Consider the following 12,833-nt stretch of genomic DNA (forward strand, 5'->3'; position numbering starts at 1 on the left):
GCGACGTCGTTGCCGTCGCCCCAGACGGGTTCTCCGTTGACCCAACTCGTCGTCGAGGCGATGAACATCGCTTCGGTCTGAGCCCCGCCCACCGTCCAGAAGTAATACTCGCCCTCTCGATCCGGCGCGTCGAAGCGCACCGGCGCGCGAACCCGATGCGTGCCGGGCGGTACCTTCGCGACGGACGCATAGTTCCGCGTCCGATCACCCCAGCCGGGAACCGTCACGACGTAGTAGTCGCCGTTCGGTCCGCTCGTGTTCGTGACGTCGAGATCGAGCCAGCCCTCGACCGCCTCGGTCGGTCTCACGAGGAGAACCCGATCCGTCGGCACCGGCGCGCCGTTGATGCTCCCGGCGACGAGCCTCAACGACTCCTCGGGGTCCTGTGGATAGGGTTCGAAGACGACGGGACGCAGCGAACCCGTCGGCTTGACATCGAGCCGCATGTCGTCGAAGTAGGCGGGATGCCCGATCCGGTTCCAGCCGCTGGCCAACACGACGCCGTTCACGGGCTGGTTCAGACGATCCATCTGTTCGCGCGATATCGCGGGAATCCACTCGTCGATAAGCGCGCCGTCGACATAGAGGTCGTACGCCGCCGCCTCCGTTCGATAGACGATGCGGAAACGCGCGGCATCGAGAACGCGCGGCAGCGGGACCGGCACACCGGATCGGACGTATCGCCATACACCGCTGTCGTCTCGGATCACGAACGTGATACCCGGCGCATCGATAACGTTCCCAGATAGGAACCCGACGCTCGTGTTCGCCCGACCTTCAGCGGGCTTCAACCAGAGCTCGAGCGTCACCGTTCCCGTTACCGGATCGAAGTGCTTCGCGACGCTATGGTCATTCTGCACGACGGCTCCGCCGGGCGCGGAGGCGAAGTGTTGGCTCTGAAACCCCACGCTCGTCGGGTCAACGCGTGGGTTTAGCGGCGTCCAACCGAAATGCTCCTCGCCCGGCTTGATGATCTCGCGGGGCTTCGCGATCTTGCCGGGTGTCGGCGTGGCTATGACTGCCTCGCGTTTGATGTCTCCCAACAGTCGCACCTGCATCGTCCGCGTTCCCTCCGGCGAAGGCGCCACTTCCTGCGCCGGCTGTGGAAACGCCATTGCTCCCACTAACGTCAAGACGGCGGCTGCTCCGGCGATGCCCCAGCCGTACCCCGCCGACTGGGACGCGCCTGTGCTCGGGGCTGGCTTCCCGTGGATCGCGTTGACGACGGCATCGACCGCCTGAAGACCGATCGGCAGCGCGATGCAGTGCGATCGCAGGATGTCGAGGCACTCTTCCTCCAGGTTCCACCGCGCGAAGTAGCTGCGCATGACAACGCGCGCGCGACGGACGCGTATCTCCGCTGCGTTGGCGCTGATGGCGAGGCTCTCGGCGATGTCCTCGTACGAGCTGTCATACATGCATCGCATCACGAGGGGCGTCCGGAGCGACGTCGGCAGCGACGCCAGCGCGCTGGTCGCCAGTCGGCGCAGGTCCTCCTTGCGCTCGAAGGCTGCCTGCTCGACGTGGGAAGTGGGGCGATCCTGCATCGTCGCGGCGATGTCCGTCGGTACTTCGCGCTTCATGTGATAGAGCCGATGCCTGGCGGTGCGATCAGCGATGCGGGACACCCACGCGGCGAAGCTGTCCGGTCGGCGCAGCGTGCCGAGCCGCTCATAGGCGATCAGGAGCGTCTGTTGCAGCGCGTCCTCGGCTTCGTGCGGATCGAGCAGCAGTGCGTAAGCAATGGCAAAGACACGCCTCTCGTACCTGCGCGCGAGCTGCGCGAAGGCATGGCGGCTCCCAGCAAGGCATTCGCGGACGAGGACGGAATCCGGTTCTACGGGAAACCACCTCCCCCTGTCTCGGCGGCGCGTCGTCGCTAGTACAGTGGTACAACGATCCACGAATCCGTCATGAATCGGTGTCCATCATAGAGCCTTGGCGTCGGCTCCGGTAGGTGGGGGCAGTGCGGCGGGCTGTGCCCGTCGGCTCGTCAGGAACTGGCGGGCACGACGAAGGGGCGAGCGCCAGAGCGGCTCACCCCTTCGGCATCGCGCATGCAATCGGCTTAGAAGCTGGTCGGAGCGTTCATCCCAGCCTGTCGGAGCTCCAGGAACTCCTCGACGGTGGGCTTGGGCGTGCGCCAGTTCCAGAAGCTCCAGAGGAACCGCGCCTTCGGCACATCCTGGCTGACGACGGCGGCGACCGATCCGACGCGCTTGCCGTCGAGCGTCGCGACGATCGTGCCTGCCGGGAACCCGTCCTCGACCGGCGCGGTCAGTTCGGCGACGCTCTCCAGCGACAGACGTACTCGCGAGAAGTCCGTCTTATTGGCGAAGACCGTCAGGTCGCTCCCAGCCTTCAAAGGCACATACTGATGCTCGCTCTTCTCCACATAGAGGAGGTCCGACATCGCTTCGCCCGACTTGAGGACGACGCGGCGCTCATGCGTCGCGTAGCCGTTCGAGAGGAGCGCCATCGTCTCGTTGGCGCGGACGGCCGGCGATGGACTCCCCAGGACGACGGAGACCAGCCGCACGCCGTTTCGGTTCGCCGTCGCGACGAGGTTGAACCCTGACCCGCTGTGATAGCCGGTCTTGAGCCCGTCGGCGCCGGGGAAGTTGCGCAGGAACGAGTGGTTCGTGCTGTAAAGCTTGAACTTCCCGTCGCGGAAGGGGGCTTCGACGGTCGATGTCCATTCGAGAAGCTTAGGGAACCGCGTGACGAGCTCGCGGGCGAGGATCGACGTATCGCGGGCGGTCGTCACGTTGTCGGGCTTGCCCGCGTCCGGCGGCAGACCGTGGACGTTCACGTAACGCGTGTTGCCCATGCCCAGCGACTTGGCGCGCGCGTTCATCAACTCGACCATCGCGCTGTCGGTTCCCGCCACAGCTTCGGCGACAGCGACGCACGCGTCGTTCGCCGAGGCGATCTCGATGGCTTGCATCATCGATTCGAGGGAGTGGGTCTCGCCCTGTTTCAGGTAGACCTGGGAACCGCCGATGCTGCTGGCGTATGCGGACGCCTTGACGGGCGTATCCAGCGCGATCTTGCCCTCGGCGATGTGTTCCATCACGATGAGCGTCAGCATCATCTTGGCGAGCGATGCGGGCTGCCAGGACCTGTCTGCCTGCTTCTCGGTGATGACTTTGCCCGTCTCGGCTTCGACGACGATGTACGCCTGATACGGCGGCTTCGGCGCTTCGGGAGCCTTCTTGACGGTTCTCGCTTTCGCCGTCGCTCTGGACTTGGACTTCGAGGATTTGGCTTTCGCCGTCCTACTGGATGTCTTCTTCTTCGCCTTGGCGCTCTTTGAAGACCGGGAGCTGGTGGTCTTCTTCGTCGCGGCTTCGACGGGCGTGATCGCGCCGGCGCACAGCGCGAATGCCAGCGCGATACATCCGGCGCGGTGTGTCAGTTGCCACATGGCTCTAGTCGGCTCCTCAGTCGGTTCCTGTCAGCGTGCGGGCGAGTCGAGGATCGCGCCGCGCGACGATCCGGCGCTGGCGCGGACACCAACTAGAAACGAAGCGTCGGCAATGCCACGTTACAGCCGGGCTCACCCATCGGAAAGGATAGCGCCGTGAAAATCTCGCATATCAACACCTATCTCGTCAACGGAGGGCGGAACCACCTCTTCGTCAAGGTCGTCACCGACGACGGCATCGAGGGGATCGGCGAAGCCTACTCGTGCGGACCCGACACGGCGACCGTCGAGGTCATCCACGACTTCGAGGAGTGGCTCGTCGGCGAGGACCCGCGCAACATCGAGTTCCTCTGGCAGAAGATGTACACGTTCAGCCGATTCCCGGGCGGCTCCGTCGTCAACGCGGCGATCAGCGGGATCGAGCAGGCGCTGTGGGACGTGTCCGCGCGGGAGCTCGGCGTTCCCGTGTGGCGGCTCCTAGGCGGCAAGTGCCGCGACCGTATCCGTGTGTACCAGGGCATCGGGGCGGACCCGGATCAGGCGCTCCGGCTCATCGAGCGCTACGGCTACACGGCGTTCAAGATGGGGCCCTTCGAACCCGGCAGCGACCAGCAGCCCGTCAATTCCCACCCGCGCGTCGCGGCGGAGCGGCTCCGTCGGCTGCGCGACGCCCTCGGCGACGATATCGACATCGGCGTCGATCCGCACGCGAAGATCTTCGAACCGATCCGCGCCATCCAAATGGCGGATGCCCTCGCGCCCTACAAGCCCTTCTTCTTCGAGGAACCCCTGCGTCCGGAGAACATCGCTGCGCTTGCCGGCGTCCGCGCCAAGGTGAACGTCCCCATCGCCACGGGCGAGATGCTCTACACGAAGTTCGAGTTCCGCGAGGCGCTCGTCCTCGGCGCGGCGGACATCCTCCAGCCCGACATCTGCCTGACGGGCGGCGTCGGCGAGATGAAGCGGATCGCCGGCATGGCGGAGGCGTTCTACACGAACATCGCGCCGCACAACCCCATGGGACCCGTCGCGACGGCGGTGAACGTCCACTTCGCCGCGTCGACGCAGAACTTCCTCATCCTCGAATACATCCCCGACGACGCCGAGCCGCGGTCGCTGTGGGTCAAGGAGCCGCTACGGGTGAAGCACGGCACCATCGAGGTTCCCGACACTCCGGGCTACGGCGTCGAGCTGAACGAGGAGGTGTTCGGTCGGTTCCCGGCGAAGCGTTGGCATCGAGGGTTCTCCTACCAGCGCGACGGCGCGGTCGCGTATCTCTGAGTGGTCTGTGTCGTAGATTGATGGCTTGATCGAAGGTCTTGAGGTGGTAGGGGCGGGTCTCAGACCCGCCCCTACGGGACTTTGATGCCTATCGCGTCGCATGGAACTGCGCGACCCGTCGTCGAGTCGGCGCAGATTCATGTCCGAGATCGCCTCTTTTGTGTGTCTACCTCTTGTAAAGAGCGAGATGATCGAACCCGATTGCGAACTCGTCCGCAGATCGCTCCGTGGGGAGCAGTGCGCCTTCGAGGAACTCGTGCGAAGGCATGGGAGACGAGTCCGCGCCATCGCCTTCGCGCGGACGCTCGATGATTCTCTGGCAGAAGACGTGGCGCAGGAGGCGTTCCTCAAGGCGTATCGGCAGCTTGCCACGCTGAGGAAGCCGGACTCCTTCGGGAGCTGGGTATGCCAGATCGCGGGGAACACTGCCAAGAACCTGATGCGCCAGCGGCGCAGGGAGATCCCATCGGGCATCGAGTTCCTGGCAGACACGCCGAATCCTTACATCGATCAGGAGCTATTCGAGGACGAGGAGGAGATGCGCGGGCTCGCGATGGCAGGTCTGCGCGCCTTGCCGGACTCGCTGCGCGTGCCGCTCGTGTTGAGCGTCATGGAAGGGAAGAACCCGGAGGACGTCGCCCAGGCGCTGGGAATCAGCCCGTCTGCGCTCGCGAAGCGGCTGTCCCGCGCGAAGGAGAGGCTCGATCGGTTCTTCGCGCGGAGCGGCAATCGGGAACGCGCCGTGGCAGCGCTTCGGACGCGGGTGCTCGCTCTGCCGGCCGGGTGGGAGATAGTCCGGTCGGTCATGGAGCGTCTGCCGGCTCACGTGCCCCATGCGCCCCTGCAACCCAACGCGGACGCGCGGTACGGAGTGGGCATCTCGCTGGGGCTGCACCTGAGCCTGGCGTTACTCGGAGCGACGGTGTTTCAACAGCCCGCGCAGGAGGTCGCTCCGTCGCCGGAGGGAACGCGGACGATGCGCGTCGTGGTGCTAGGCGAGGTTAATCGGGAGATGGCCAAAGGGTCTCCGGTGACTACGAAGGAACCGAGGACGCGCGAGATCGTCTCGCCCGGCCAGGAGCATGTCGGCTGGGTTCCGCTCGCGCCGTGGAGCAACCCGAGCAGCGTCGAGTTTCAGAGCCGCTCCTTCGCGTCCGTGCCGGGCGGAGGCGTAGCGCGGAACGATCACTTCGTTGGGAAGCTCTTCGACCCCGTATCGGGAACCGTGACGCTTGAGCTCTGGCTCAAGCCTGCTGAAGGGCGGGCGAACACGGGCGTTGGTCTCCTGATCGATCACGATCCCGAACCGATGCAGCTCGGTTTGGTCCACCGCACCGACAACGGTGTGTGGGTCTACAACAGATCGGACGTTTTCGTCCCGATCCCACGGACGCCCGCCCATGACGCCGTTCGCCTACAGATCGTCTATCGAACGGAGGTCGCCGCGTACGACCTCACCGTGGACGACGTGCGCGTCGGCGAGTGGATATCGGCAGGCGCGGCAGACGCGCAGATTCACGTCAATCGTCCGGTTGCCGGCGTCTACCTGGGTGGCGGGTGGAACCGGGTTGGCATGCCCGTCTACTTCGACGACATGCGCGTCTCCGTACAGCCAACGGCAGAACTGCAGACGGTCGTTCGTGAGCCGCGACCGAAGCAGATGGAGGATTCGCTGCGCCTCGTGTCCGGATTCGTCAACGGGCTGCCTCTGGCTGAAGACAGGACACTCTACGCGCGGCCCAGCGAGACGGTCGAGGGCTGGCTCGATGTCGATGTTGGGAACAGTTCGGGACCCAACGCGGACTTCTATGTGGTGACGGTCCCCGGCTGGGGCGACAGGACACGGAACTACGCGTCCGTCGAGAAGATGCTGCCCGGCGTCCACCGCGTTCGCGTGCCGGTACGCTTCGGCGCGCCGGAGCACGAGGGTACCTATTACTGGTGGACTGTTGCCGGGCCCCAGACAGACGCGAAGTACCTTGCGTCGGTGACGACGTGGGGATGCGGCAAAGCCGTGTGGGACGACGGCAACGACGTCAGCGATTGGGGCGATAGCGAGTTCAGCGAGGTTCAGGAACAGGGGCGCGTTCGGTCGATCTGGTTGGAGGAGGCAGGACGCAGCGCGCCGGGCGATATCGTCGCGTGCGCGTTGAGGGTCGTCGTTCGGAAGTGAAAGGCGTCGCCGGCGTGTCTTCACGGAAGGCGGTGTCCATCGCGTGATGAGACACGATTTCGAAAGGACCGACCCGAACGCGTCGCGTTAGGGCGCGCACGGGCTGGACAAGCGCAAGTGTTGCGAATGAGTCGTCGCGATCGATTCGCTCTCTAACGAGAGTATACGCAACGCATGAGCCGTAACGGAAACGGAGGTCAACGCCTCGATCAACCAGCCGCGATGTCATCGTACATTATGAGTCGCAACGGAAACGGTTCGAAAGGAGACTACCGATGTCAGCGCGTCGTCTTTTGCGCGGTTTGGGCAGGGCGCTTGCAGTGTGCGCGATCGTCGGGTTCCTTTGTCACGTGACGGCGCAAAGCGCCATGGCGCAAACCGGTTGGATCAAGAATCCGTCGAATCCCGTCGTCACGATCACACCCGGAGACTGGGACGGGACATGGATCAGCGAGCCCTGCGTCATCTTTGATGAAGGCATCTACAAGATGTGGTATGCAGGGAACATCTGGGGCTCCCAAGCTGTCAGCATCGGATATGCGACGTCCGTCGACGGGGTGACATGGGTCAAACACGGGAGAGTATTGAGCCCAATAGGGAGCCGATATCGTGATTGGGAAGCGCAGAGCCTGCACAATCCATCGGTGATCCGCGATGGCGGCATCCTCAAGATGTGGTATAGCGGGCACAGCGGTACCGGCGGACAGATGGCAGTCGGCTATGCGACGTCCGCCGACGGAATCCGTTGGACGAGGTACGGTGGTAATCCGGTGATCCCAACGGGCGCATTCCCAGGAACTGACGAGATATATGTCGGCCACGTCGCCAAGACGGGTGCTTCGCTGACGATGTGGTACACCACGTGGGGACACGGCGACTGGCACATTCGGTATGCCACTTCGAATGATGGAATCTCGTGGTTGGATGGGGGCAGGATCGTCAGCCGCGGACCCGACTCCAGCTGGGACGGTGGATACGTGGGATCGCCATCCGTTCTCCAAACGGATGGCGGTTGGGAACTATGGTACACCGGCGGCGACAGAACTGGTGTCAGCGCCGTTGGTCACGCGTTCTCGGCTGACGGAGTTACATGGGTTAAGGACACTACTCCCGTCATGCGTGCGGCCCCCGGCACGTGGGATTCGCCAAATGTGGGCGGTCAAACGCTTCTTTCTGTCGGGCGAGAACTGCGCATGTGGTACAACGGCGGCTACAGCGCTCCGAGCTACGTCGTCCAGATCGGCTTAGCGACCTATGAGGTCACGTCACCAAACGCACCGCCGACCGTGTCGTGTCCGGAATCGCTGAGCGCCGAGTGCGCTGGAGCAGACGGAACGCTCGTGACGATCCCGGCAACTGTTGAAGACCTCGATGGTGACGAGCTTGAGGTTATCTGGACGATCGGTGGCACCGAGATGCACCGAAGTCGCGTGGTTGCGCCGACGCCGACCGTCGTTACCGTGTCACGCCCTTTCGCGCACGGTGAAACGATCGTCACGATCACCGTGAGCGATGGAACGCACCTACCCGTCACATGTAGCACCCCAGTGACGATCTCCGACACGACGCGTCCCGTCATCGTCCTGAACGGAGACGATCCGATGCCGGTCGCATGTCCGGGTCCCTATGTCGAATCCGGCGCGACAGTCACGGACACCTGCGATGCGAGCCCGACGCTTGCCATCACCGGCGCGGTCGATTCACACACGCCGGGCGAGTACACCATCACCTACACGGCGACGGACGCTAGCGGTAACAAGTCGGAGGAGACGCGGAGAGTAATCGTCAGCGATACGACGCCTCCGGTCATCGTTCTGAACGGCGACGATCCGATGACGGTCGAGTGCCCGGGTCCCTATGTCGAACCAGGAGCGTCCGTTACGGACACCTGCGATGCGAGCCCGACGCTTGCCATCACCGGCGCGGTCGATTCACACACGCCGGGCGAGTACATCGTCACGTACACGGCGACGGACGCCAGCGGAAACAAGTCGGAGAAGACGCGAGCGGTGATCGTCCAAGACACCGCTGCGCCGGCTATCACCGCGTCGCTGACACCGACGACCAACCCAGCCGGTCAGCCTGCCAAGAAGGGAGCCGTGCCGGCAGGAGGCAAGAAGCCTGACGGCAGCAACCCCGACGGGTTCTACCTCGTCCGCTTCTCCGTTTCGGACACCTGCGACAAGTCACCGACCGTCTCGGCGACGATCTCCGGCTACGTCGTGGCTGACGGCGAGATCGTCAAGGTGACCTATGATCCCACGCTCCTGGAAGCGACGACCAACCTGATGGGCCCGACGAAGATCCGACATATCGTCAGCCCGACGCCGCCCGCGCTGGTCGTCGTCGCGCTCGACGCCAGCGGCAACCAGGCGACGAAGGAGGTCGCGGCGGCAGTTCCTCCGGCGGTTGCGGTTCGACCTGCGCCGTCGGCACACCGACTGCTCGCAAACTACCCCAATCCCTTCAACCCGGAGACGTGGATTCCCTTCGAGCTGAAGGAGGGTTCCGCCGTCACGGTGAACGTCTACGACGTGGCGGGGGCTCTCGTTCGCAAGCTCGACGTGGGCTACCGCGAGCCGGGGTACTACACGTCGCGTGACGAGGCGGCGTACTGGGACGGTCGGAACGAGCTCGGGGAGCGGGTCGCGAGCGGGGTGTACTTCTACGAGCTCCGGGCGGGTTCCTTCCGGGAGACACGGCGGATGGTGATCCACAAGTAGAGGGGACTCAACCAAGCGGGCGGCTCTGAGAGCCGCCCCTACGAGCCGCCCCTGCGACCCGTCCGCAACCAGTGTGAGGGGGTAGCTCCCCTCCTACGGGTCCGACCGACGGACTCGACGCTTCATCCGCGCGCGCCCATCTCTCCGTCGAGGGGTGGGCGCGCTTGTTGTTGCGGGCCCGCGCTCTGATGTGACCGCTACGCGAAGAGCGACGCCCGCAGCGCGCCGACGTCCACGGACCTACACCGTCGAGCAACTCACCGAGCGTTTGGCTACGCTCTAATGCAACCGAGTACTAGCGTCTGGCGGCGCGGCCGGTCACCGACCGTTCGGCGTCGCGGATCGCTTCGAGAACAGCTTCCGGATCGCCCGCGCTCAGAACTCGCTCCCGCACGTCTCCTCGGGCGAACAGGCGGCTGATGTGGCTCAGGAGCTGCAAGTACAGCCCGTCGAGTCCTTCCTGGGCGACGATCAGGCAGATGATCTTGGCGGGTTCGTTGTCGATGGAGTCGTAATCGACGCCGGACGGCAGGATCCCAAGACAGCAGAAGACGCCGTCGACTCCGTCCGCCTGCGCGTGGGGCACCGCGATTCCGTGTCCCAACGCCGTCGAATGCAGCGCCTCTCGCTCCATCACTCGATCCGCGTAGACCTGGACATCGGCGACGTGTATGCAGCCGCGTTCGACGGCGAGGTCGATCAGCGCGCGCAACGCTGTCTCCTTGTCGGGCGCGGTCATCCCGATGGCGATCCGGTCGATGTCGAGGGCATCAGAAAGTCGCATGGGTCACTGCGCCTCGCCTTCGGACGCGTCGACGTGTGGCGTATCTCATCATAGCATAGCGTTCGGCAGACGCACATCCGGGCAGCCCGCAGCGCGTGCCGGCTTGCTTCGCCACCTTCCGTGGGTTACATTGATCGCACTCCGCGCGGCGGGAGCCGAGACATCCCGCGCGTGACGAACCCGTCCTTCGCCGTCCGAGAGGCGCACCCATGTTGGAGCACCTCGACCTCCTCGCCGCAATCGCCGTTAGCGGCGTGCTCGTCTACGTCGTCCATACACTTTACCTGCGATCTCAGTCCGCCCACGCGCACAGCACGGCGAAGCAGGTGCTTCAGGACGCTTACCGCGATGCCGATGTCGTCCTGCGGGAGGCGGAGCTGAACGCGAAGCAGGCGGCGTACGCTCGCCAGACTCAGGTCGACGAGGAGATCCGAGAGCGCCGTTCCGAGGTTCAGCGCTCCGAACAACGACTGATCGACCGCGATGAGGCGCTGACGCACCGCCAGTCGCTCCTCGAACGGCGCGAGCGCGAGTGCGAGAACCTTACGAAAAAGGCGATTGCCCGCGAGAAGATGCTGCGCTCGCATGAGGAGGGACTGCAGCGCCAGTCGGAGGAACTGGCGGCGCAGTTGTCGCGTGTGGGACAGATGACCGTCAAAGATGCGCGAAGGCAGCTCATCGCTCAGACCGCCGTGGAGGCGCGGCACGACTGCGTTCAGGCAGCCCGTCGGATCGAGCAGCAGATGCGCGAGTCGCTCGACGCGCGCGCGCGCCATCTCCTCGCGACTGCCATTGAGCGATGCGCCGCCGAGTTCGCATCCGAAGGAACCGTTGTCGCCGTCGCGCTGCCCAGCGAGGAGATGAAGGGACGCATCATCGGGCGCGAGGGCAGGAACATCCGCGCGTTCGAGGTGCTCACCGGCGTCGACCTGATCGTAGACGACACGCCGGAGGCGATTCTCGTTTCGTGCTTTGACCCGGTGCGCCGCGCCGTCGCTCAGCGCGCGTTGGAGGCGCTCGTGAGCGACGGTCGAATCCATCCGGGGCGCATCGAGCAGTCCGTGGCTGACGCGGAAGTCGCCCTCGAAGAGGACGCGGAGCGTGAAGCCCGGCAGGTCGCTGCCGACCTCGATATCATCGACTTGCCCGAAGAGGCGATGAAGTTGCTGGCGCGGCTGCGGTTCCGGTCCAGCTACGGGCAGAACGTCCTGCAGCATTCGAAGGATGTCGCGGTCATCGCGGCGTCGCTGGCATCGGAGCTCGGCGAGAACAGCGAGCATGCGAAGCGCGCCGGTCTGCTGCACGACATTGGGAAGGCATCGGATCGGTTGTCGCCGGGAAACCACGTCGATGCCGGTGTCGGGCTCCTGAAGCGGTTGGGTGAACCGCCGGAGGTGATCCATGCCATCGAGGCGCATCATGAAGGCGTGGAGGCGCGAACGACGCTGGCGGTTCTCCTGCAGGTCGCCGACCGCGTCTCCGCCGCGCGGCCCGGGGCTCGCCGGAACACGCTCGAATCCTACGTGCGCCGGCTCAGCCACTTGGAGCAGCTCGCGATGTCGTTCGAGGGCGTCGACCGAGCATTCGCCATCGACGCCGGACGCGAACTCCGAGTGATCGTGGAGGCGGCTCGCGTGGACGACGACGCAGCCCACGTGCTGGCGCGCGAGCTCGCCCGCAAGGTGCAGTCGGAGGTGCACTTCCCCAGTCCGATCCGGGTGACCGTGATTCGCGAACTGCGCGCCAGCGCCGTCACGGGTCCTACCAGATGATCGCCGAGAGCGTGCGCACCACCGCGTGTTCCCGATCATCCGGGAGACGATCCGCATGAGACTCGCCTACTCGCGCCCCGGCGGGCAAGAGATCGTGAAGGCGATGCTTCGCGTCATGGTGAAACGGCTTCTTCGGAAGTACGACTATCGCCAGACAGATGGGAAAAGGCGACTCAGACGGTGCGAGAGCAAGGCGGATTGATGACAGCGGAGTGGATGCGATGAAGGCATCGGACGCCACACCTGAACAACATATCGACGAGTTACTGACGCGACGACGCGACGGGGATTCACTGAACCGCGAAGACTTGGAGAATGCGGTTCGGACTCTCGGAGAACGCCTCAACCGTGAGCAGACCCATTTCGTGGCGGAGCTTGTCCAGAACGCGGAAGACGCGCGTTCTACCAAGCTTGCGTTTCGAATCGAGCCTCATCGCATCGTAGCGTTTAACAACGGCAAGCCGTTCAACGACGAAGATGCCGAAAGTATCATCCGCATAGGTGCGTCCAGCAAGCGCCATGCAGCGGATCAGATCGGCCACTTAGAGTCTATCTCAATCCGCGTACGCGGCTTTGAGCCGATGCCAGATGCGCGCCCAGATGAGGATGCAGGCGAGCTTCACCCGTCCGCAGTAGTTCTCCGGTTTGACCTCATAGCGCACCCGAATCGAGC

The 12,833-nt window shown here is 64.6% G+C and carries 9 protein-coding genes; 5 read left to right on the forward strand and 4 right to left on the reverse strand.

The genetic code is table 11. From position 1 onward, the window contains the following. Both FJZ36_14770 and FJZ36_14775 read right to left on the reverse strand, forming a co-directional pair. A partial coding sequence (locus FJZ36_14770) for a sigma-70 family RNA polymerase sigma factor (protein MBM3216166.1) occupies positions 1–1,904 on the reverse strand: 1,904 nt, incomplete at its 3' end. Between the two features lie 164 nt (positions 1,905–2,068). Continuing rightward, positions 2,069–3,427, reverse strand: coding sequence for a D-alanyl-D-alanine carboxypeptidase (locus tag FJZ36_14775; protein ID MBM3216167.1), 1,359 nt, complete (start codon positions 3,425–3,427; stop codon positions 2,069–2,071). Between the two features lie 138 nt (positions 3,428–3,565). Between FJZ36_14775 and dgoD the strand changes: the two genes are divergently transcribed. The 3 genes from dgoD to FJZ36_14790 all read left to right on the forward strand — a co-directional run bounded on the left by dgoD (position 3,566) and on the right by FJZ36_14790 (position 9,604). Then, positions 3,566–4,708: a galactonate dehydratase gene (gene dgoD, locus FJZ36_14780; GenBank protein MBM3216168.1), complete on the forward strand. Its 1,143-nt coding sequence runs from the start codon at positions 3,566–3,568 to the stop codon at positions 4,706–4,708. A gap of 100 nt (positions 4,709–4,808) precedes the next feature. After that, positions 4,809–6,881 carry an RNA polymerase sigma factor gene (locus FJZ36_14785; protein MBM3216169.1) on the forward strand — a complete coding sequence of 691 codons (2,073 nt, stop codon included), beginning with the start codon at positions 4,809–4,811 and terminating at the stop codon, positions 6,879–6,881. Positions 6,882–7,156: 275 nt separating this feature from the next. Further along, entirely contained in the window at positions 7,157–9,604 is a 2,448-nt protein-coding gene (locus tag FJZ36_14790) for a DUF5011 domain-containing protein (protein MBM3216170.1), read from the forward strand. A gap of 295 nt (positions 9,605–9,899) precedes the next feature. On the opposite strand, the gene FJZ36_14795 is transcribed toward FJZ36_14790, so the two are convergent. Beyond that, positions 9,900–10,388 (reverse strand): PTS sugar transporter subunit IIA, encoded by a 489-nt coding sequence (locus FJZ36_14795; protein ID MBM3216171.1) that lies wholly within the window; start codon positions 10,386–10,388, stop codon positions 9,900–9,902. 209 nt (positions 10,389–10,597) lie between these two features. On the opposite strand from FJZ36_14795, the gene rny reads away from it, so the two are divergent. After that, on the forward strand, positions 10,598–12,160 hold the full coding sequence (rny, locus tag FJZ36_14800) for a ribonuclease Y (protein MBM3216172.1): 1,563 nt from the start codon (positions 10,598–10,600) through the stop codon (positions 12,158–12,160). Between the two features lie 55 nt (positions 12,161–12,215). Beyond that, positions 12,216–12,362: a DUF3387 domain-containing protein gene (locus tag FJZ36_14805; GenBank protein ID MBM3216173.1), complete on the forward strand. Its 147-nt coding sequence runs from the start codon at positions 12,216–12,218 to the stop codon at positions 12,360–12,362. A gap of 88 nt (positions 12,363–12,450) precedes the next feature. On the opposite strand, the gene FJZ36_14810 is transcribed toward FJZ36_14805, so the two are convergent. Then, on the reverse strand, positions 12,451–12,702 hold the full coding sequence (locus FJZ36_14810) for a hypothetical protein (protein ID MBM3216174.1): 252 nt from the start codon (positions 12,700–12,702) through the stop codon (positions 12,451–12,453). Between the last annotated feature and the right edge of the window lie 131 nt (positions 12,703–12,833).

This window comes from Candidatus Poribacteria bacterium, assembly GCA_016866785.1.
Taxonomy (GTDB): Bacteria; Poribacteria; WGA-4E.